Genomic DNA, 23,715 nt, shown 5'->3' with positions numbered 1-23,715 from the left:
ACATATCTCTTTGGTCGATACGCTAATACCATTGTTCACTTTTTCAAACCAGCTTTTTGATTTAGCGCCTTCCTTAATTAGTGTATGCTCAGCAACCGGCTGATTGTTCAGCCGACGCTTTCGTAATAATTCTTTTTGTGCATGGGATTCTCAGCAAAAAGTGCAAGTTTTTTGAAGATAAAGTAATGATTTCCTTGCATCTATTATTTCACGGATTGCCCTCAAAGTCAGCAAATATCAGTGGTAATAATTTGTTGAGTATGCTCTAATGCAAGCATGAAATTTTAAAAGTACTTATTAGTGGAGAAACACCGCTCTAGCTCCCTGAATATAGCTCTTACACATTTTTGCACGCAAAAAGCCAATCTTATGAACTTACGATATATCGACCAAATAGTATTTTTTAAAAAACTAATTCAAGTCATATTATAAATTTCCATTTATAAAAATTGCCTTATGGGCGCACTCAATGACATTGATACAACAATTGCATTATACAGACTAAAAAAACTTATCGCTATCGCACCGCTAAAGCCAATCCGAACACAGTGGCTCTTCCCCCAAAAATATTTCCCATGGTTTCATCCCCAAATTTGGCATTTCCCACCTTGCGCAATAATCACATAATTCAACAGGTTTATTAAGTCTTTTATGTAGTTTTTGGGGGGATAATTCACTATCATATATATCTATAAATCCATCGTCCACTGAAAAATTCGTCCCAAACTTTTTATTATAGTATTTGATAGTATCGTACATTGGACATCGCATAATATGTCCATTGTGTAATGTAACGTTTTGATCGCACAGTTCATTATTGTCATAAGGATATCTTCCCCTATGCTCACGCAGTATTGGAGCAAATCTATCTCCCGGATATAATACATACTTGATATCTGCGCATTTCAAAAAAGAAATACACTTCTCTGTATGATCCTTAAATATTGGATAAGAAGAAATGATCAATTCTGTATTTGTTTCTTTTATTGCTACCCGAAGCTGCCATGACATATCCAATATCAAAATCCCATTTGTAACAATCTTTAAGTTAGCATATTTGAATTCATTTCTTGCGATATAAAGAAATTTATCTAGATTTTTATTCAATAAAGGTTCGCCGCCCAAAAAATTAATACGATCCGAATGATTTATCAGTTTCCGCAACCTATTTATATCACTATAAAAAACATCAACATCATAAAACACGTCTCCCTCTACCAAAGGACTAAAGTGCGAGCATCTCTTACAATTCAAATTGCAGTGATCACAAACTGGTACTAGCAACGTATCCAAATAATAAAAATCTTCTACTGGTATAATTGGATTATCTATAACACCCCCATTTACATATGCAATATCTAACACAAAGCTTTTATTCTTATAGAGTTCTCCCACTGCATAAATTATATCTTTGCGGCGTAAATATGAGCTAAACACTAATATATCATCTTCATTTATATGTTCTCTTTGAAAATCACTATAGCTTATACGATATATTTCAGATATTATTACAGACCTAACTTCATATATTTTTTTTATTATACTAATATCTGATAATCCACTCAATTCATCCGATTTACTAATAATCAAACAGTTCATATTATATACTCACATGCACTAATGTATTCTCTGTGATATTACTGATCTCATCTTATCAGTTATCCAATGCGTACCATCTGGAAGCGTTCTATCTCTTGTCAAATCATAAGTAACAGTATGTACGTCATCAACAACGCCAAAAGGAAAGTAAATATGTCCATTATAACAATATGGAACCTCACATGCTGATCCAATTTCATCATATAGTATTGGATCTGAAATATTCTCATACACATTTCCCAAATATCCAAATTTGCAACATTTATACAATTCTCCAGTTGCCAAATCCATCCAAAATGATTTCCTACCAGCATGGCAATTTTCAACTCTCTTTACATTAAAATGTTTCATCTTAATATCAAACATTACAGAATCAAATACACTCCATATTTTTGTAAACTCCTCTTGCGAATATTTAGTCATTATAGGAAGCATACTATCATTCACCTCTCTTGGAACCGTAAGTTGCGGTAGGGCTCCAACCTTTGATAATGAAATCTCTTTAATCTCGTCAATATATTCAACAATATTATCTGACGGAACTAATTCCAAGGTAATTGATGCACCCGCCTCTCTCATTCTTAAAATATTGTTAAAGTATACCTCTAGTAATCCCCTATCACGTAATTGCTTATAATGAAATGAAAATTTAAAAAGAATATGCGAAAAGTCAATACTATATTGATTCAACAATTCATATGCTTCTGCTGCAGTCCCATTTGTAACAACCTGTATGAAGTGTCCCTCCTCAATTACTGCCTTTATTAGAGGGAACAGTTGGTAATCTGCCAATGTTTCTCCTTCCGCACAAAAATTGATAAAACAAAGCCCTCCCCACCGTTCTTTTGATAATGCACGCTTAAAAAAATCCATTGATGGATAAGTCAATTCTTTTTGTTCAAATTCACCAGTTCTCCATACATAACAGTAATCACATCTGAGATTACAAGATCTATAGGATGTGTGTATGTTAATATACCTTTTTAGTTCTAAATCATCATTGTGTGTTACCTTTCTTGCATATTTCTCATCATACTTCTTTATATGTAATTTCTCATATTCTCTTCGCTCATCAAATGAAAAGTCCATGTAATTTCTAGTCTTATTCATCATATATTCTACCTTCCTTGCTTTATTAGTCACATGTAACTCTTATATCTACAACCATTCTAATTTACTTCTCCATTATAAAGTCTGTTTCTTCATAGATATTACTTTTTATCCATTCAACAAAAAACTCTAGCGAATACAATTGGTCTTCATAAAGCAATTGGCTACTTAATTCCTCTTTAGGAGCCAAATTTTTTATAGCAGTTTCCATATCTAGTATTTCTGTGACTATTCCCATAGGCGAGACTTTCATAATACAATTTCCCGAATAAGCTGAAATCCATATTTCATCGTCCACCTTAACTGCATCATACCCAGAAAATCCAGGATTAGGCCGTAATGACTTATATTCATGTTCTGGAACTTCTATAACCTTTATCTCTTTTGATTCACAGTGCACACGTAAAATATTATTGGCTTCATGTGGCAAAATGTACAAATAATTATCTATTCTATATACATTCCAAAACGCATAAACTTTTGACCCTTTCCAGACATTTGAAGGCAAAACAACATTTGTAAAATTCCGAGTACTTGTATTAAAAAATCTAACTGGATCCCCCTCATATGTTGGCGAAATTAAAATCGTTCTTTCATCTATAATAGCTCCAAATACCCCTCTAAAAGCATTATTCCATATTTCCATCTTGCCAGTCGTAGCATTCACTTTGATATTATGGCTGCATCCATCCGAAAAAAGATAAAGGTATCCATTATACAAATCCATCCATTTAAACGGCATTTTTCTATTCTCATCAAATATAACACCTTTAGGAAAAGAATCATATATCTTCATCTCATGAGACAACATATTTATTCTTAATAATGCCTTCTCTCTCATAGGCAATAGCCAAATATTACTTCCATATTTTATAGCTTTTCTGTATCCACTTTGCCTTTCAATACTATTCAATTTATAAGGTAATCTATATGAGCATAAAGAATTTAATTCAATATCATATTTGTAAATGTATTCCCCTACCCATGGAATCATCCAAATATTTTTATTGCTTTCAATTAGTGAAGAAAAACACGGAAAACCATTCTTAATGGGAGTCTCTGCTATAACAGTCAAATCTCTATTCGAATACTTAAAAATCTTATTCGAATTTACTGTTGAAAATATAATACTATCTTTACATGAATATATTGTATTAATACATAAATATTTTTTTGTATCCATATATGAATCAAATACTTTCTCAATTTGATAACTAATATCCGCAAATCTATATTCATGACAAAACAATTCTAGTGTTCGGATATATGGTTGGATATTCATCCGCTTTTCAATTTGATTTTGCGCTTCTGCTACAGAGCTTCCCTTCCCTAAGTCATCCAAGCAAAGATCTGTTGATATATATTGTGCTCCATTATTACCCATAAACCATCCACTGGACTGGCATATGTTTATACAAATATCCTTTTCAAGATCATAAGATTGTATATAATCTGAATTAGCAGTTAAAAAATATTTGACACCCGTTTTCTCATATAAATACTTAATAAGTCTTTCTTCTCCTTGGTAATGGTGAAGGCGCACTATATTACTCCATCCTCGTTCAAGACATTTATTTATTACTAATTTGTATAAGCGATTTATTGAGGCTATTTGCTTCCCAATATCTAATTCGATTTTTCCTGGTTTAACCTGATGCCAACCAAGTTTTAACCACCAAGAGTTCATCCTTAACTCTTCCCAATAACAATCTTGTAAATCTGATAGTTTAAAATCGTCTTTCTCTTCAAAAACATACAAATCAAATGATAGCCAATATTTATTATGCCATTGTAGTAATTTCGCAAATAAATTAATATCAAAAATGCTTTCCGGCATGCTATCATGCACGCACCGAAAAGCATCCATCACATCATTTATGCTAAAATGAAGAAAAGAGATTTTATTATGTGACATTAAAAAAGCTCCTTGATTTTTTGTAACACTTTTTTCTTATGATAAATACCATAAATGTCTCATTATATTTCATTCTAATGTTTTTTATATTTGATTTCTTCTCTTAGAGTAACAATAACATCTATCTGTATACAGAATAATTATCACTTATTCATTCAAAAAATTGATAAATATGATTAACTATCAATTAGTTTCAGTAACTGTTCTGCTTCTTTTTCAAAATGATTCTCATATTTCCACTTTTTATAAATTTCGTTCCAGTCCTTAATTTCAAAATTAAAAAACATCTCTACATTATCAAAAAACTTTATATATGGTATATCCTTTATCCATTCAAATACACCTCTGACCTTCTTATAACAATTATCTAAAGCAATGCAAGGTGTTCCCGTTATAGCACAGGAAATCATACAGTGGAGAGTATCCGTTATTACAACTTCAGCTCGCCTAATCTCGTCGAGCTTATTCTCAATCACACCGTCAATCTCCCCTTCAAATATAATCTTCTCATAGTGCATACTAGTATTCCGAACAACCGCAAATGAAGTATTCATCTTTTCAATAATGCGCTTTCTTGTTTCCTCAGTCATGTTACTCTCTATATCAGTCCTTAAGCAAATAAGCACTCCTTGCCTACTAAAATCTCTACTCTGATCAGATTGCATTAAAACCACATCAGGAAAAAGAGCTATTTTAGCATATTCTCCCCACAAACTATTAGCCATCTCATACGAATATTTATCTCTTGTACATATCACAATATTATTATGATGCGTAATAGCATCAGAATAATTATTTATCCACTCACTTTTTGTTTCATTATCTGGAAAATAAATAGATTGCGGAAAAACAATTATTTTATTATTTCTGCACTCCTTAACAATAGAAGGGACTACCCTACCACTATTCCAAAGTGATCCAAGATATCCGCCTCCTCCAAGCAATACTATATCCTGTTTTCGAATTTGCTTGAATACCATTTGTTTATTTCTAATAATCTCATCATGCGTAAATTTTATAATCTCATAATTAAGGTATTTTTGTTGTATAAGTCGCTCCATATTTCTTATAATCATATAATCTCCAACATTTTTATGGCTTGGAGTATTAACAATAATTATTCTAGCAGGCTTGCTACATTCTATAACCAAATTACATATACGTTCTACCCATTCAGTATATTCATTATCCCAATGACTTATAAAGGAAGATCCAAGAATAGAATAAATAGAGTAGACCGGTACCTTAACATTACGCTTCGCAGCAACAGTCATTTCACTGTCATACTTTGTAGACATAACTATAATTGCATCAGGTTCTTCCTTACTTGCTTCTTTAATACACACAACTGGTCTTCCCTTAAATTGTTTTTCATATGATATACAATCTGTCTTAATAAAAAACAACCTTGCATTAATCATGCCCCCAACACGTAAATACGAATTAATAACATATTCTGCATACTTTCCTATACCATAAATCCCAATCGTCTTTCCACAATCACTAAGAAGACCTATTTCCGATAAAATATGATAAATAGCGTAATACTGATAATCACGTATTTGTTCTAAAGTGGTGCCAACTTGCGTTAAATCATAACCATTACCAAAACGATCCACAATTTCATACAGCATGCTATAGCAGAATAAATATTCCTTAGACTCAACTATTATCCTATACTTAACTAACACTTTAAAAAGCTGCATATAAAATTCCGAAAGTCTAAGCATGAATAGTTCATAACATTCCTCTGCCAAAGTTCTATCTACCTTTTCGAAATATCTTAAAATATGAAATATAATATAAAATGTTTGCCTTTCCAAATATTGAAGCCAAAACAAATCAGAAAAGTCATCATAATCTAATAGTGTATTTATCATTCCTATTGAAATGTCAAAAACACTATTCACCTTGTTCCTGCTGAGTTCTGATGTCATAATTGAACCAGGCCTATATATCCTTGTATAAAAGCTCCTAGGAATATAGCAAACACGCCTTGAATGAAGCATACAATCAAAATAAAACTTATTATCTTCATAATGCGCTCCTTCTAAAAAAGTAATACCTTTTTCATCCAAAAACTGTTTGCGAAGGAACAATAACCAAGTAGGGCTCATTACCCCTTTAGTTCCCAAATATCTTTCAACAAATTCTCTGCCACTGAACACCCTATAAGGTTCTACAACGTTACTTCTATCATAATCTACCTTAACAAAATTTTCAGGAATTTTTCCTATACACTCTGTCGTTGCATCAAATGTAAGTATATCCAGATTCAACTTCTCCATTTCTTCCACGCAAATCCTAATGCAATCAGGAGCAATATAATCATCTGAATCAAGGAAATATATATACTTTCCCTCTGAATAATTTGAACCAGTGTTACGAGATGCACTTAGCCCTTTATTTTTCTCATGATGCAATAATTTAATGCGCTTATCTATTTCAGCCATTTTCTCCACAATGGTGCATGATGAGTCAGTAGATGCATCATCAACAACAATTATCTCAATATTTCTATACGATTGACTTACCACACTCAAAATAGCTTTTTCAACATAAGCCTCTGTGTTATACACAGGAATAATGACAGATACTTTGGCAATCATACTTCTGTCCATATACCTCCAAATAATGACAATTCTTATTATTTTATAGACCAGTTCTATTCATTTATGCCTAAAAATAAATAGTCCAAAATATTTTCTAACGAAAAAACATTATTATGAGCTATAGTATTCTTAATCTCATCAAAATCAGATACTGCTGTTACAATTATTGCATCGCTATTTAAAGAATTATCCAAAGCATTATATATGGGGATACTATCAATTTTTCCTTCTTCTATTTTTCTATCTATTATCCCTGATATTTTATAATCATATTTTGTTAGTTCATTTTTTAGAATTTTTCCAAGAATACCGTATCCATATATAACAACATTATGATAATCGTTTTTTTCTAAGAAAGTCTTTATAGTCACACCTCTTTGTGCAAGTAATATCCAATTATTGAGCACATTACGGAGTTTAATATTCCGAGTAAGTCTATCATTAAGTGCTATGTTTTCTTCTATTAGCTTTGCGTTTTCTCCCCAAAGATTTAAATTATCCTGCCAATATCTAATATTTTCAGATTCCTTCTCATACATTTTTCTTTGAAAAAAAAATATAGCTTCTTCACGTTCATTCTCATCAAGCAATTCCACTAAACCTGCAATGTCTTGTTTATCTGCTTTCACACGCTGATTAGTAAACTGGTTTGTTATGCACTCATACCAACAATTTCTTTTTTTGTATTCTTGTTTATATGTTCCATAAAAAAATATAAGAGATTTCCAATACTCTTTTTCACTTTTTCCCAATGAATCATTTTGTAAATAATTGATCGCCAATGAATCATATATAAATCTAATTTTGTATTTAGTATGCAATAATACACGAAAAAAATACTCCCAATCCTGCAATCTCTTTAATACTATATTAAAGCCACCTATCCCTTCTATTGCTTGTCTTTTAATTACGATAGTATTAGTATCTATAACATTTCCATATAGCATCTCTTTCAAAAAATATTCATTATCATAATAAGATACCATTCTTTCGCATATTTCTTTTGAAGGAAATTCTTCCTCATTATCTCCGTTTACCAATGTTGTTGTTCCAAACACACCGCCTACATCATCAGGCATCTCAAGTAATGCTGACATCCTGCAAAACAGATACTCTTCCCTCCAAACATTGTCCGAATCAAGAAATGCAATATAATTATAATTAGCATTTGCCATTCCTACATTTCTGGCATAGCAAGCACCACTATTCTTTTTATTCTTTATATATCGAATCCTTTTATCACGAATTTTCATGATTAATTCTTCCGTGCCATCATTTGATCCGTCGTCTACAACTATAAGTTCAAAATACTTATAGCTTTGACTCAATACTGAGTTAATAGCCCTACCAATTGTATTGGCTCTATTGTACGTAGGCATAATGATTGATACAGCATTTAGATTATTATTATAAATCTTATTTTCTCTTCTAGAATACGTCATAGTATGCAAAAAAGTCCTTATACTTTTTTAATCCATTCTTTTCTAGTTGCTCTTCTATTTCTAAATTTGCTTTACAAGCAACAATAATCAAAGTATCTTCATAATTACTGAAATCTTTTGGCTTAATTACTTTCTTCCCATTAATTATCATTCCTTCTTTAGTCTCAGAATTATCAAAAAAGTAATCCACTTGTAAAGTTCCATGTTGAGCAATTAAGCGTCTGCACACTTTTCCAGTCCCCCAAAATGCAAGTTTATCCTTCCCAAGGTTGTGTTTTAATCTCTCAATTTCCGACTCTACATTTCCCCTATCATCCTTACCAATATAAGCCAATCTCTGTTCCCAAAACTGTGTTACGTTTATACTATCAACAGCTCCATATAATTTATCTTCATAAAACGAGGCACAGAAAGCCTTAAGATCATTCTTGGTAATCTTTTCTAAATAATCCTCAAATGGAAACAAAATATCATCAGTTCTAAAATCAATATAGTTTTCATATTCTGAAAAGAGTCTCCAAAATTCTCTATTAAATCTTAAAGCAGCTTCTTGCATCATTAAAAGGGGAAATAAATCCGTATAAGATTTCTCATATTCCTCAAAAACGAGTTCAATATTATTATTGGTATTTTTATATTGAATACAAGATGGGGCCTGCTCCGAGAAAAAGTATTCACGAATAACTCCTGATACTGGTGGTATAGTGTCCATTATGCTGATAATATCAAATTGGTTAGCACGCATAAAATGCATATGTTTATCAATATCAGTGTGGACAAATAATGCCATAGGCTTATTCTTGCATGCATCGGTGATTGCACTATGTATTGCCGCGCTATATCCCATATCATAAATAAGATCATCTGAGCAAATATCTTTATAATATTTACGAATTACATTTTGAGATTTTGTGTGTTTATTCTTACTATAGCAATTATCCAAGAAAAAACTAATAAAGTTATGATATTGGTCAATTGAACTGAATTTCTCATATGGATTCCATCCATTCGCTTTCAGATAATTAACTCCTATCTTACGCGAACAAAAACTAAGTAATTCACAAATCATTAGTGGGGTATATTTACTATAGACAATTGGCAGATTATAAAAATCAGATTTATAGGCTACTATCATTGGTAACATTGCTTTTCTTGATGTATATCTATAATCAGTTACCACTTTATTCTTGCATATTGACATATATTCATCGTATGCCTTCTTTAACAGATATCCGTCTCTTGAAGTAAATACAACTCTCTTCTTTTTATAAGCTTTCAGAACTTTGTTCAATTTAATAATTTGAGCCACAATGTTCATTCCTAGAACGTAATATCCCATAAAATATGGATCTGACCCATATTTTGTGAGTGGATTAAATGGTCTAAATGGATTGTCAAAATAATAATTTGCTACCATTTGAATCATGCAACCATACCCATTTATTCCGGCTCTATCTTTATCGATCAAAACATACTTTTCCATGGCATCCATGCAATTGGGTATATAAAAAGCATTCCACCCGCACTGTATTGCCATATCATAATCACTGTAATAATTATCTCCAAAATGGATAATTTTACCTGGAGCCGTTGCTAATTGCCGAACTATTTCTTTATATAAACTTCCCGTACGTTTAAGCTTACCAGTTTTAGATGATACAAATATCCTTTCGTAATTTGTATAACCATTTTTTTGTAAAATATTTTCTACATCGTTTTCATCAAGATACATATCCGACGTAAAAATTACCTTTTTACCAATATCTAAAGCGTATGAATAAATTGAATAAACAAAGCGTCGTTTTAAATTATATTTCTGTTCCAAACATATCTCCGCATTCCTTAGTGACAAGCACACTTCTTCAGGAATACGATATGTTACTGATATATAATGATATATATCATCCAAATTGATATCTTCCTTTTCTGATACTGCTCTACATCCATTCTCACCATCTATTCTCAATGTGTGAAAGCTACTGTTACAACGATATAATTTTTCAAACGTCTCATCCAAAAGATAAAATAAATCACATGGATTATAAAATGGTCTTTTTACAGCGGTTTCAAAAATATCAAAGCTGACATATTCTTCTTTTCCGTTTAATAATCTGTTTTTTATTGTACTTAATACATTGTCAAATTCTGCATGAACACTATAAAAATAGCTATCCCCAAAAGTTGAAGATAGCCCTCTGTCACCGCATAGAGTGTCTAAAATCTTCAGACATTCTTTACGATCTTTTTCTTCTACCATTTTTACTGAATTAAACCAAATTCGAGAATACATTTGTCTTACTCTATATATATGATCACTAATCCACTTCTCTCGTTCATCAAAGAACTCATCTAATTTATCAAATACGTAGGTAATATCCTGCACATTTTTAATATATTTTTGACAACTAAGATTTCCAACTCCAGTAGAAGAATCATTATGTTGACAATAATAATATACTGCATCCTGCTCAAACTCAGCACCCTGCGCATAGTAAATAAGAATTGATGAAAACAAGAAATCTTCAAGCATCACCAAATGCTTATCAACAGTTTTAAAAAAGGGCAAAGCTTTCATCCATAACTCTTTTTTATATAGTTTGTTCCAAATAGTATGCCATACGTATGCAGTACCCTCTTGCTTATAATATTCTTGTTTAAAATCATTTCCATATAAAGGAAACTTTTCAAAAACAGTATTCATAATAGGAAATACTGTATTTTTCCCTTCAGCACTAAACATTGCAGTATACGAATAAACAATATCCGCATCACTTTCTTCAATTTTACGCACCAAGCTCCTAAAAAAATCATTATCGATATAATCATCTCCATCAACAAATGCTATGTAATCACCTGTTGCGTTCTCTACTCCTGTTATTCTAGCTTTAAATAAACCTTCGTTTTGCATTTTCTTAATATACTTAATATCAAAATCGCATCCCTTTTCCAAATATTCTTGAATCAGTTTATCTTCATTTTGCACTGAGCCATCATTAATAATAATTAACTCGATATTTCTATAAGTCTGACTAAGTATGCTACTAATACATCTGGAAACGTACTTTTCAACATTATATATAGGAACAATTACTGAAATCTTTTTCATCATCAACCTTTCTTTATTGCAATAAGGTATATCTAATTACTAATTTTGGAAAAAATCGTATATTCTTTCACAAACTTTACCATCAAAACCAGTTGTCATATAATCTCTATATACTTGCATTTCCTCCTTTTGATAATCTTTACCATCACCTATCATTTTAATAAAATCGCCGATTTCTTGCATTCCAGTTGCTTTATACATAGCTTTATACCATGCTTGTTCCTCATAATCGCCATCTTCTGTACCTCGTAATATGCATAAAATAGGCTTATTATAAAACAAATAATTGAGATTTAAAGACACTTCAAGATTAGAAATCAAAGCATCTGAAATAGAGCAACTCGCATAATAATTCGGCAACATATCAATAATAACTGAATATTCTTCCTCATATTTCATTATCTCATCAATGTAATTCTCTCTCTTTAACGTAAGTGGATGAGGTCTCCATATCATAACCCTTTCCGGATTCTCCACGGTAAAGAATTTAAATAACGGTCTTGGATCAATGACTGTAGATAAAAAAACGGTTTTCCCTTTACACCTTTCTTTCCAATTATCTGGCAGTTCAACATCCTCGTTAATCGATTCATACAAATTATCTAATCTAGGATACCCAAATCTCAAAACTTTTTTCTGCCATAATTCATTATTCTTACATATCCAATCACAAAAATATTCACTCCCTATATAATAATCGATACTACGTAATACCTGTTCATTATAACTTGAATTTTTAGTTTCCTTTTTCGACATTCCTGAATGATATAAATGTGTTCTAATTGGTGTCACCTGTATCAGTACATTTTTACGATCAGGCCCAAAATCCATCCCAAATGGAATGTAATGATGATCATATCCCAAACCGAAGCACAATTTAATTTCACACTTCTCCAATATATGATTCGATTTAAAAATACAAATAATATCTTTTTTCTTCAGATCGTTGATTATTCTAATAATACGTCTTAAATTATCCACTCCCGCAAACGACCATTCTAATGAGTCCTTTTCAGGGAAAACCATAATACACCTGCTACCTCTTTGGTGAAATATCTCAACCAATTTTGAATTACTATAATAAAAATACGAATATGATGACCAAAAGAACCCTGCATCAAATAAACAATCGTCAATATTCTGCGAAGATAACAATTCATTTAGCTCATCCCATTCCAATGAATTATAAAATACAGCCTCTTGATAACCTGTCACATATACATTTGCATGTTTTTTTATTTTTTCAGATATTTCAGCAATTATCTCATTCTGCATCTGTATGTTTCCGATTGCAACTAATACACACTCTATGTTGTTCTCCAAAACATATTTAATTAAATCTTTATCAGAATAGATGGTATACCCACTTATTTGCTTTCCAAGTTTTTGGACATCACGATCAAAAAAGGCATAAACATCAAAAACCTTTCTTAGTTCATTATAGTCGATATTTTCTGCAATTAATCCAGCACCGTATATAACAGTCCTTCTCATTAATCTCTCCTTCAAATTTGAAATGTCATAATGCTCCTTGTAATCAATTTTTGCATGCAAGGACTGAAATGGCATTACCTTATGATCAAATGTTGCGCAATATCTCTAATACCATTTCTGTAGGTTTTTTGAGACCATCATTATCTAATATCAAGTCCGGAGATTTTGGTTCCTCAAATATGAAATCCAACCCAGCGACAGTAGTATCTTCCTCAGAGGAACTACCACTATATAACCCCTTTTGATCACGATCTTTTAATATTTCTAATGGAACACGTATATAGATTTCTTTATAATTTCTAATATTTTCTCTATTCCATTCTCTTATACTATCAAACATTGAAATCGTGCATATAACAACATTTATACCTTGATCAGACAAGAGCTTACATAATTTAGAGTAGCGCATTGCACACTTTTTTCTGTCCTCTTTAGAATAGCCCAGATCATCTCCAAATACCTTTCTTAATGTATCCCCATCAAAAAAAACACTATTTAGATGTTCCTCATGATATGTTTCATAAAACAAACTACCAATAGTAGTCTTACCTGCACCAGCCAGACCTGTTATCCAATATACCATTCCCTTTTGTTTAGTATTCTCCACTTAAATAATCCCTTCTTCAGCAAGCTTTAAATCATCCTTATCATCCACTTCATACCATCCCCTATCAATATGAAGAGCTTTAAGTTTCTTGCCTTCATCTATCATCCCTTGAAGCAAATCTGTCATATACATTTTTCTATAGTTTCGCTTTGTTCTCCAAAGTGATTCGCCTACCTCAGATCTTCTGGATGCTTCTTCAACTATTTCAAGCATATCTTTAATCCCTTTGCCAACAAATCTCATAAGTCCTATATACTGTGCCATTACATCCTTTAAATCAGTAGTCTTTTGTCCGATCTCTGTTAGATAATCACCGGCATCATACTTTAATGTCTCCGCATCATCTAGTGGATTATCACATCTAGCTGCCCAGTATGAATACCACCCATCATCAACTACAACTCCAATATCCCCTCTATACTGTAGCACTTCGGCTAATACATGCTTCTCATATATAATATCTCCATAAGATATTAAAATATCTTCTGCCTTTTCAATTACGTTTTTAGCACACATAAGTGAATAAACCATATTTGTATTTTCATATTCATCGTTTTTTACTAATGTTATCTTCGTATCTTTTAATTCATCAATCAAAGTATCAGCTTTATATCCGCATACAATGATTGTATCTTCTTCCTTAATACCACAATTTCTCATAACATCCAATTGCCTTCTGATAATACTTTTCTTACCTACTTCAACCATACATTTGGGTTTATCATCAGTTAGTGGTCTTAATCTTGTACCTTGACCTGCAGCCAAAATAATTGTTTTCATACCTTTATAATCTCCTTCGCTATTTAAATAAACATCTAAGCATTTCTATATCACTCTCTTCAAATGGTATATTTCTTTCTGGATGCCACATCGTTCCCACAATATTAGCATCTTTCACTTTTATTGCTTCCACAATCTTATCATCAGAAACTGCCACAACATTAACTCCGTTACGCATACATTCATCTATATCTGTGCATGCATAATTATGATAACTATTTACAATACGATTACCTATTTCACCAGATACATTATGTTTAACAGCCACATGACCAGATATCTTATTTAATGAGCATTTATAATAATCTAGAATAAATTGCATACCTCTACAGAAACCATAAACTGGAATACTATTATTTAGAGCGAAATCCACAAGTCTTTTCTCAGTCTCATCACGCTCTATTGTATCTCCCCCATATTTTGCGAGATTACTCCCTCCGGAAAGGATTATTCCTATCGGTTTCACTTCATGTAAATAATCTTCAACAAGTTCTGGAAGATTTGGAATAGGTATTGGACAATATCCACACTTCAAAATAAAATTTGCAATATTTTGATCCGCACAATCTCTCCGCTCATTATAAGATTCAATAATCTCAACTCTCTGCGTAAAAATCACTTTTTTCATTATTCACCCATCATTCTCAATTAACATACTTGAGCTGTCCATGCTCTTGATTTATAAGGCACTGCTATCTCTTTCATACCAGTTAACATTTTATCTATATTATTTAAGATCATTTCAAACCGCTCGGGTCCTGCCTGGGATTGAATATCATTTACCGATCTCCATATATTGATGTACCGTTCCTTAGACATGATTTCTTCATGCTCAGCTTCCATAAAAACTATATTTTTAAAGTTTCCACCTAACTTATTTTTGATAATCTCCGTCGTAACAGAAGCCCCTGATGATACTCTCTTCAATTCAGGTACAATCCGATGGATCATTTCTTCTATATCGACAAACAGCTCATTCCTCTGAACATCTCTTGGATTCCAAATAGCAGTAAAATAACCATTGGCTTTTAATACTCGCTTAAATTCTATAGATGCCTTCGTTGCATCAGCCCAATGAAATGAAGATCCCATCAATAACCAATTGACTGAATGTTCATCTAATCCCGTAGCCTCCGCTGCCCCCTTTTTCCATAGAAATTCAGGGATTTTAGAAAAGATTTTTATTCCTTCATTTCTCATCGCATCATTAGGTTCAACCGCATATCCTCGCATTCCAATTTCATATAAGTTACTTGTTAACTTGCCAGTACCGGCACCTACATCAGCAACAACTATATCATCTCCAAATTCCACCATAACTCTATTACTTACATAGCGTAAAAGTTCTTTTGAATAACCAGGTCTGTCCACATAGTATTTAGCTAATTCTGTAAAATCACCTTGCTTCATTTTTATCTCTCCTTATTATTTGTATGTTTTTCTCAAGTGCATTTAACGCAACAATACTTGCCTGTTTTAATCTAAAAAATGACTTTTCTCCTACCCCTACGGCAGCTGGTATTTCCAATTCACCAGCACGTATTGCCATATGAGAATTAGCTCCCCCATACATAGTGATAAATCCTTTAATATCATGTGAAAAGATCCAATCATAACCAGGATCAGCACTTTTTATTAATACTATTCTTCCTTCTATATCCGAATTAATATCATCATCTAGGCACACCACCTCAGCACAAGCTTTTTTTGTAGTTATATAATTTGGTTCTGTATCTGGATATTCGAATTGCCAAATATCAATATTTGACGTCACTACTGGTGGTAGGGTAATCTGCTTAGTAACATCATAATAAGCTCTGCCCTCCTCAATATATTTATGTATTATTTCCTTAGCATTTTTAGTAGAAGAATATAGTTCCTGAATCACATGAATATTTGCATAAGACATCTCTTCCTCAGATATTCCATACTCTTTCCCAACATGTTTTAAAATTCGAAGTGCCTCTGAAACATTTCTCGTAAATACAAATTTACCAAATTCTCGTCCTTCAATAACACATTTAATAAATTCCAATAATTCAATTACATCTGTCGAAAGCCCACTTTCTTGCAATCTCTTCCTCAGTTCTTTCATTTGGGAAAGTGATAGCTTAAACATCTTTCTATCATGTTTTTGCTCTTTTTCATGAATCCAATCGAAATACATGTCAGGGGCTTCATCATATCTTTTTGAAGATATGTCATATGTACCTGGTCGAAGATGCCCATATTTTTTTAAAAATCCCTCCTTTGAGAGCATTATAAAATCATCATTCATACGAGAACTAACTGTATTAACACTATTCATAAATGCTGAGTACTCATCTTCTGATATAATTCCCACAGATACCATTGACTTTAGAATCTGCACAGCAATGAATGCACCTCTCGCCAATCCAGCAAATGGGAGCGTTCCATATCTTTTACAATCTTCAAGAAGCCAATAAATTCTATCAATATCATTCAAATTGCTATCCATTAGCTCATAATATCTTTTCTCCAATATTTCAATCTTCTTTTCATCTTTTCTCCATAATCCACGCTCGAAATCTGTAATATTCTTTGTCACGAGACATAGTGAATCCACAATCTGCGAAATCTCATCTTTAGAAAATCCATATTCTCTTAGTACTTTTATGCGTTCCTCGAGGTCAAATGTATAACATGAAAAAACTATATCAAACTCCGCTTTATCATGTGCTTTAGGATTCTTTTTTAGTAAATCGATATAATAATTTACTAATTTCTCGCTTAAACTATCGCTCAATGTAGCTGGTATAAAAGAGTTAAAACTTACCCTTACATCGATGTAGGGGCATCCTCCAAAGTCAACCAATAAAGGAAAACTTCTCAAGTTTCTATAACCATAATTGTCTCTTTGATACGCCCAAACATTATCAGTGATAAGTTCTCTATATAAAGACAAAGCAAGAGGCTTAGGTCTTATGCCTATCATTTCTGCTGGATTCCAATCAGTCATTACACTATATATCGTGTTTTTACCACACAAAAACGGTCTTTTCTTCTGAGCATTATTTATATATTCTGAAATCCTTTCTAGTTCCTTTTTTTGTAATTCGCTATTTGATAATTTATTCCTCATAACCAAGGGTCTAACTTGCAAAATATATAGATTTTCATTTTTATCAAATGCAAATTCAACGTCAAGATTATTTTCCTCAAATAATCCCTCAAGTTCTGCAAGACATGAGCACAATTTACTTAGCCTTTTGTTCTGTGTATCATCTGAGTATGCACAAATATTATTAAAATTTTTGCTTTTATGAAAATAGAATAAGTGGTTTTCATTCCCATCCCCAGACGTCACGCTTTCGGTAGAACCTGTTGTATCATAATTTACAACATAGTAATCCCCTCCTGTATTAGGATCTAACGTAAAAGCAACCCCACACATAACTGGAGAATTCAGCATAGTCTGTACTAACACTTGATCCGAATAATCAGTACGATTGTACGAAACTATTACTTTTTCAATCGCATTATGAAGGTCATCTATATTCAATTTCACATTGGGAATTGAGAGAAATCTGCCAGCATTACTATTTTCAGAAGTATCTTCATCATGACAACTTGATCGAATAATTACAGTAGAATTAAATTCATTCATTATATTATCCATAATGCATTTACTATCTTGTAGCCATTCTTTAACAGTAAAAGATACTTGAGGAAATATTTTGGCATTATGAATAATGCCTTCTAGCATCTTTAGAGTATCAGCTTTAGACCCATGTATCATACAGAAGTTGCCCCCTTTGTCTATTCTATAATACTTCCTATAAATATAATCAAAAGCAGTACAAGTCATTAACTACACGAACTAATAATTCTTTTATAAGTTTTAAATATCACTACGTATATGCCTTTATCGAGCACGTAAAATAATTTTTTTAGTAATCCCATCTTTTTTTAGCACTTCATCTATCTCAGGAATTAAATGTTCTCTCATCGCTATTATTACCACATCCGTCGGTAATATATCTTGTTTGTTGTATTTGAACACCTTTATCCCCTTAACAACTTCTTTATCTCTATCAAGATTTGTAACTAATAATCCTGCTACCTTAATTTTATTATTATCCAAATAATCGAGTGCTACACTAGCAACCATTCCCGCCCCATATATCCACACTCTAGCAGCATTTTTTATAAGTTCTTGCTCTGAATACGTTAACGGTATAATCTTATACTCCAGATTCTCTTTACATTGAATAATATCATAGAAAAATTCATCTACCGCTCTTCCAACATGAAGTGATTTCTCCTTAGGAAGTACACTATTGTAATATTCATATACTCGGTATCTCTTCTTTAAATATGAGTAAAAAGCTTCGTCTAATTCCTTATTTGTCGCATACGCGCTCCATATCCTTGCTATTTCCATCATAACAACAAAAATAGACTGGCGCCTTGCTTCAGTTATTTCGCTCATTATAGAATCTTTTCGTCGTCTGTAGTAATAAAGAACATCATCTATCACTCGAACCTTTTTAGCTCCTAATATTGCCTTAACATAATATAAGTAATCCTCATGTACAATACCTTCATAAAATAAAATGTTATTATTTAAAACATAATCTTTATTATAAACCGCTGTATATGCAGTAATATTTGTTATATTATCTTTTTCAAAAATGCAAAATAATTCATTGCCTGCATAAACTTTAGAATATTTACTCAAATCAAGCTTGATAGAAAAATCATCATTCCCTAAATTTTCTTTATTAAAATAGATGATATCCATATCATCTATTTTTAAAATATTATATAAAGTATCTAACATGGATATGTCGATCTTATCATCAGAATCAACAAAAACTAGGTATCTTCCTCTTGCTTTGAATATTCCATTATTTCTACTTGCTGATAACCCAACATTATGTGTATTTTCATATATTCTTATTTCTAGATCAGAACGATCCGCATACAAATACAAAATATTCTTTGAATTATCAGTTGATTCATCTTCAACACAAATTATCTCAAAATCCTTAAAGCTCTGTTTTTGTATACTGTCTAAACAATCAGCTAAATAGTCTTCTACATTATAAATCGGAACTATAATTGAAAAAAAAGGAGTATTGTTCTTCATTGACACCTGCATATTTTTTTTAATGATTCTAAAAAATCTTTGCAACTACTCGAATACCGGATATTCCTGGACTTTAGATAAGATGTTATCATAATAAAAAGCACTCTTTAACTGTTCTTCAATTTCTATATTACCTAGGTAAAATTGCTTCCACAGTTCATTAATAAAATCTGTATCAATCCATCTATTACCAAGCTTTTCATAATCCTTAATAAACTCTTTAATTCCATTATTTATTCTTATTCTTGCATTCCATTCTTTCTGATTAGTCATTTTAGGTTCTGTCATGAATGTCCCATCTTGCTTTATGGACTTAATCATCCCATAAGGAGCTGTCAAAAAAGATTCAACAAATATGCTTTGTTTTCGTATATAACTATCTTCGCCCTTATAGTCATTATTCTTTTGGAAACAAGCATGCATATCATTATCACTTGCTTGTTTTCTTACAACCATATAAAACCCTTGTAAATCTATTCCCAAAATTTTCGATAGTAGTTTTTGACTACTGCCTGCATACCATAAATCCACCAATGCATCATCCTTGCATAAATGTAATTCATTCAAATACTCTTTAAACTCATTAGCTTCCTTAGACAAACCAGGAAAAATCATGTCAATATATGGTCTTAACCATTCTTTAATCTTACTAATTTCACTTGGAAGTACTATCCATTCATCACTATGTTCATCATTTTCAGGCAAAGAATAATGCAACCTAGACTTGACATAATCACAGAAACGACCAGAATATGGATGCTCTAATAGGGGACTCCATTCCTTGTCGCTATCACAATCTGCTATTAGTAAAACCTCACGCGAAACTGGCAAATACTGTGCTTGAGTATATATTTTTTTACATGCGACACTTTTCAGATAATTGTAATCCTCTATTAGCCAATACCCATCTCGAGCCATAAAAAAAATTCTGTTAATATTCTGTTTTTTTGTCTGCTCGTCTATCCATTCCAAAAATGTGTACATCATACTGCCAAAAAGTACATATCCAATGTCTTCGTACGATTTAAGAATTACTTTACCTCGAGTGGCGACTAGCCCAAATGCATCTGCGAATAAACGTTTACACAACAGACCTGCAAACACGGATTCTGCTTTTGTTTGTACTCTTACCAGAAGTTCCTTCATGGATGACATTTCCCAAATTTTATTGGGTGATGCTACATAAGCTGTAGCTATCCCATATCTTTTAGGTTGTTCTATGTCTCCAATAACATCATCTCCTATATGAATTATTTGAGATTTCTCATGCTCTTTTACAAATTGTTCCCATAAACTCCCATCTTTTTTACTATGTTTCAATTCATTTGATATCATCAATGGAATATTTTCGCTTATACCTGCTTTGTAACACAATTCCTTTAAAAAAGAAGTTGGCAAATACATATCGCTAATAATATACACTTCTTTTTCCTCAGAGATTCTATTACACAGCTTAACCATATCCGCCCGTGGATATGAAACAACTCTTTCTACATCAAGCTCTATTCTTTTGGCCATTTCTTTAAGTTCTTCACTATAGGAATTCTTATTCCATATAATGTCATAAATCTCATCAATATTTATATATTTATTTGACAAGAGAGAATCTGCTCTTTTCCTTTCATCATAAAAGTTGCCCAAAGAATCAGTTATGTCATTTAATCTATCAGAAGACAAATTTTGGACGTCATCAGGAATCAATATGCTTCTAGCTATAAGCGTATCAAAAAGATCAAATGTAACGATATCGTAGTTTTCAACTTCCCTCTCGAGATCTTTGACGTCCTTTTGCCAATACTCATTTCCTGATGATTCCTCTAACACTTCTGTTCTCGCTATCGTCCCATCTAAATAGTAAACTGGTATTTTTACATCTCTTATCCTATGAAAAATAATATTCCAATAATTTCTATGAGTATTGATTATTATAATATCTGCAACTTTTTCAACATTTTCTACACTAACTATTGGTACTCCTCTAATATTCCTTCCGATATTCTCAGGATCCTTGTCCAATAAAGCAACAAAATTATATTGCATACCAAGCTCTGTCAATATCACAGAAGTCATTCGTCCAATACCATATAAAGCTATCCGCACATTCTTAAACTTATTAAAATATTTATTGAATGATTCCACTTCATCCTTAAACTTGAGATTAATCATTTTGTCACCGGTATGTTAATCAAAATTCCTATAATGAACTTGAAAAAGCATCAGTTTATTTATGTCTTGGAGACTCATAATTATCAACATAAAGCAAAATATTGATTGGAAGCTTCTTAAGATATTTCTCCATAAGAGGCTTTACTACGTTCCAATCAAGTCCACCATTTCCACATCCCAGTTTAGAAAAAGCAATTAAGTCAATATTTAGCTTATCCCACACCGCACAGAACTTTTTCAAACCCTCTTCGATATATTCAATTTTGGAAGGACTTCTCCCATGTTTCTTCGTAGGAAATAGTAATACCCATCTATCTTCACCCTTAAAAAGAGCTAACTCGCCACCATTAAGTGCTTTTTTATCACACAAATCTTTATAGGCTTCAACCATCTCAGGATATTTGTTCTTAAGCTCCAACGCTAGTCCTTTTCCCATCACGCCTACAGTTTTAACTGTATTTAATCGGCACCTGCGCAGGACTATCAAATATATTACTTTTTACATATGTAATCATATATTAACCTTCATTCTCAATCATACATATGTCACTTAGAACGCTCTAACATTTTTAAATAATCCTTTCCACTACTTCAGTAACCCTTTCACTGGCATGACCGTCTTCAATGACCTCATTTCTATTTATAAATTCATGTACTGCAGAAAGGTACTTATCTAAATCAAAGTTTTTTACATTATCTTCTAATTCTTCATTATTATCTGCAATTGCAAATGGCAATTCTTCCCTCTTCCACATAAACTGTCCACGATTTTTTACATATTCTTCAACATCATCCGCATAAAGTAAGACCGGAATCATAGCAAATGCTGCATCAAATGCACAGCTGCTATAATCTGTTATAACCAGATCACATCCACCCATTATTTCACTTATGTCAGGCATCTGACTCACATCTATAAGCCTACTGTCTTTACTTAGAAGCGGCATTTCATCGAGTTTTGCTGAAAGCTGTGGGTGAAGCCTTAAAAGAATCCTCCATTCACCTCCAAACTTTTCTCCAAGTACTTTTATCAATCTATCAAAATCAATCTGCGGTGTCTCAGCAATTACTTGCTTTTGCCCTTGCTGATTTCCGCCTCTGAAGGTAGGTGCGAACAAAACAAGCTTCATATCTTTATCAAGAGAAAGCTCTTCTCTTATTTGTGCATGAAGTTTTTCTTTATTATTTATTAGCGGATCAACTCGTGGTGATCCTACTCTAAGAGTTGGTCCTTTATATAATAGTTTTTTTGGATAAACTCTGTCACAGTATTCTGAATTAGACAGGAAAAAATCAGCAAGATTTGAATCCCATTCACTGACAAGTCTTGCTATTTCTGGAAATGCATCTCCACGATATAGTCCAACTGCCTTAAACCCAATAGTCGCGTGCCAAGTCTGAATATATAGTTGTTTTTTTCTTTTCAAAGTTCCAAATGGTTTTCTATAGTTATCTATCCATACTTTTGATGTTGCAAGATGGAATACTGTATTAAACGTTGTATCTTTAATTGGCTTAATAAAATCCGGAAAATCTTTTGTTGGATCATGAAGCAGCCAAACCAATTTTAAATCTGGCCTTCTTCTATGAAGCTCCTCTGCGATATATCTTGGATTACATCCAAAACCACCATCTCCTTCAAAAGCAGAAAATGTTACTTTCTTTTTATTTATCGGAAGTACCCAAAACAAACGAAAAAGCAAGCTTAGTCGTCTTGCTTTTCTTTTTCTCATCTCTATATATTTGATATCACTAGTATCCAATTATGTAT

Annotated in this window: 16 protein-coding genes; all 16 read right to left on the bottom strand. The window is 32.2% G+C overall.

Translation table 11 applies throughout. The annotated features are described in order from the left end of the window. Positions 1–528: 528 nt before the first annotated feature. On the bottom strand, positions 529–1,599 hold the full coding sequence (locus G601_RS0105835) for a 4Fe-4S cluster-binding domain-containing protein (protein ID WP_026664786.1): 1,071 nt from the start codon (positions 1,597–1,599) through the stop codon (positions 529–531). 18 nt (positions 1,600–1,617) lie between these two features. Continuing rightward, the gene (locus G601_RS22155) at positions 1,618–2,712 is read right to left on the bottom strand and encodes a radical SAM protein (protein ID WP_051205634.1); all 1,095 of its coding nucleotides are present in this window, start codon (positions 2,710–2,712) and stop codon (positions 1,618–1,620) included. Positions 2,713–2,773: 61 nt separating this feature from the next. Beyond that, positions 2,774–4,624, bottom strand: coding sequence for a hypothetical protein (locus G601_RS0105825; RefSeq protein WP_026664785.1), 1,851 nt, complete (start codon positions 4,622–4,624; stop codon positions 2,774–2,776). 176 nt (positions 4,625–4,800) lie between these two features. Then, positions 4,801–7,245 carry a glycosyltransferase gene (locus G601_RS24780; RefSeq protein ID WP_051205633.1) on the bottom strand — a complete coding sequence of 815 codons (2,445 nt, stop codon included), beginning with the start codon at positions 7,243–7,245 and terminating at the stop codon, positions 4,801–4,803. Positions 7,246–7,289: 44 nt separating this feature from the next. Then, positions 7,290–8,678 carry a glycosyltransferase family A protein gene (locus G601_RS24775; protein ID WP_051205632.1) on the bottom strand — a complete coding sequence of 463 codons (1,389 nt, stop codon included), beginning with the start codon at positions 8,676–8,678 and terminating at the stop codon, positions 7,290–7,292. Next, positions 8,665–11,787, bottom strand: coding sequence for a glycosyltransferase (locus G601_RS0105810; protein WP_081673401.1), 3,123 nt, complete (start codon positions 11,785–11,787; stop codon positions 8,665–8,667). Before G601_RS0105810 ends, G601_RS24775 begins: the two co-directional genes overlap by 14 nt. Before the next feature lie 36 nt (positions 11,788–11,823). Beyond that, positions 11,824–13,278: a CDP-glycerol glycerophosphotransferase family protein gene (locus G601_RS0105805; protein ID WP_026664783.1), complete on the bottom strand. Its 1,455-nt coding sequence runs from the start codon at positions 13,276–13,278 to the stop codon at positions 11,824–11,826. Between the two features lie 85 nt (positions 13,279–13,363). Next, the gene (locus tag G601_RS0105800; protein ID WP_026664782.1) at positions 13,364–13,885 is read right to left on the bottom strand and encodes an adenylyl-sulfate kinase; all 522 of its coding nucleotides are present in this window, start codon (positions 13,883–13,885) and stop codon (positions 13,364–13,366) included. Next, on the bottom strand, positions 13,886–14,665 hold the full coding sequence (locus tag G601_RS0105795; protein WP_026491361.1) for a phosphocholine cytidylyltransferase family protein: 780 nt from the start codon (positions 14,663–14,665) through the stop codon (positions 13,886–13,888). Between the two features lie 19 nt (positions 14,666–14,684). Continuing rightward, entirely contained in the window at positions 14,685–15,293 is a 609-nt protein-coding gene (locus G601_RS0105790; protein WP_026491362.1) for a gamma-glutamyl-gamma-aminobutyrate hydrolase family protein, read from the bottom strand. A gap of 20 nt (positions 15,294–15,313) precedes the next feature. Further along, positions 15,314–16,075, bottom strand: coding sequence for a class I SAM-dependent methyltransferase (locus G601_RS0105785; RefSeq protein WP_026664780.1), 762 nt, complete (start codon positions 16,073–16,075; stop codon positions 15,314–15,316). Beyond that, on the bottom strand, positions 16,062–18,425 hold the full coding sequence (locus tag G601_RS0105780; protein WP_035790375.1) for a PEP/pyruvate-binding domain-containing protein: 2,364 nt from the start codon (positions 18,423–18,425) through the stop codon (positions 16,062–16,064). The genes G601_RS0105785 and G601_RS0105780 overlap by 14 nt, the downstream gene beginning before the upstream one ends. 126 nt (positions 18,426–18,551) lie before the next feature. Next, entirely contained in the window at positions 18,552–19,778 is a 1,227-nt protein-coding gene (locus G601_RS24770; protein WP_051200757.1) for a glycosyltransferase, read from the bottom strand. Positions 19,779–19,823: 45 nt separating this feature from the next. Beyond that, on the bottom strand, positions 19,824–21,944 hold the full coding sequence (locus tag G601_RS0105770; RefSeq protein WP_026664778.1) for a hypothetical protein: 2,121 nt from the start codon (positions 21,942–21,944) through the stop codon (positions 19,824–19,826). A gap of 55 nt (positions 21,945–21,999) precedes the next feature. After that, entirely contained in the window at positions 22,000–22,431 is a 432-nt protein-coding gene (locus G601_RS22135; protein ID WP_255346160.1) for a macro domain-containing protein, read from the bottom strand. Positions 22,432–22,513: 82 nt separating this feature from the next. Further along, on the bottom strand, positions 22,514–23,707 hold the full coding sequence (locus tag G601_RS0105760; RefSeq protein ID WP_026664777.1) for a CDP-glycerol glycerophosphotransferase family protein: 1,194 nt from the start codon (positions 23,705–23,707) through the stop codon (positions 22,514–22,516). Positions 23,708–23,715: the final 8 nt, after the last annotated feature.

Source organism: Butyrivibrio sp. FC2001, from assembly GCF_000424125.1.
GTDB lineage: Bacteria > Bacillota > Clostridia > Lachnospirales > Lachnospiraceae > Butyrivibrio.
This window is presented reverse-complemented; position numbering and strand designations above follow the sequence as displayed.

Bases quoted from the DNA above. Each gene is read 5' to 3' on its own strand.
- G601_RS0105805 (WP_026664783.1), bottom strand. From the start codon at position 13,278: ATGAGAAGGACTGTTATATACGGTGCTGGATTAATTGCAGAAAATATC.
- G601_RS24770 (WP_051200757.1), bottom strand. From the start codon at position 19,778: ATGAAGAACAATACTCCTTTTTTTTCAATTATAGTTCCGATTTATAAT.
- G601_RS0105835 (WP_026664786.1), bottom strand. From the start codon at position 1,599: ATGAACTGTTTGATTATTAGTAAATCGGATGAATTGAGTGGATTATCA.
- G601_RS22155 (WP_051205634.1), bottom strand. From the start codon at position 2,712: ATGATGAATAAGACTAGAAATTACATGGACTTTTCATTTGATGAGCGA.
- G601_RS0105825 (WP_026664785.1), bottom strand. From the start codon at position 4,624: ATGTCACATAATAAAATCTCTTTTCTTCATTTTAGCATAAATGATGTG.
- G601_RS0105795 (WP_026491361.1), bottom strand. From the start codon at position 14,665: ATGAAAACAATTATTTTGGCTGCAGGTCAAGGTACAAGATTAAGACCA.
- G601_RS0105810 (WP_081673401.1), bottom strand. From the start codon at position 11,787: ATGATGAAAAAGATTTCAGTAATTGTTCCTATATATAATGTTGAAAAG.
- G601_RS24780 (WP_051205633.1), bottom strand. From the start codon at position 7,245: ATGGACAGAAGTATGATTGCCAAAGTATCTGTCATTATTCCTGTGTAT.
- G601_RS0105770 (WP_026664778.1), bottom strand. From the start codon at position 21,944: ATGATTAATCTCAAGTTTAAGGATGAAGTGGAATCATTCAATAAATAT.
- G601_RS0105780 (WP_035790375.1), bottom strand. From the start codon at position 18,425: ATGATACATGGGTCTAAAGCTGATACTCTAAAGATGCTAGAAGGCATT.
- G601_RS24775 (WP_051205632.1), bottom strand. From the start codon at position 8,678: ATGACGTATTCTAGAAGAGAAAATAAGATTTATAATAATAATCTAAAT.
- G601_RS0105785 (WP_026664780.1), bottom strand. From the start codon at position 16,075: ATGAAGCAAGGTGATTTTACAGAATTAGCTAAATACTATGTGGACAGA.
- G601_RS0105790 (WP_026491362.1), bottom strand. From the start codon at position 15,293: ATGAAAAAAGTGATTTTTACGCAGAGAGTTGAGATTATTGAATCTTAT.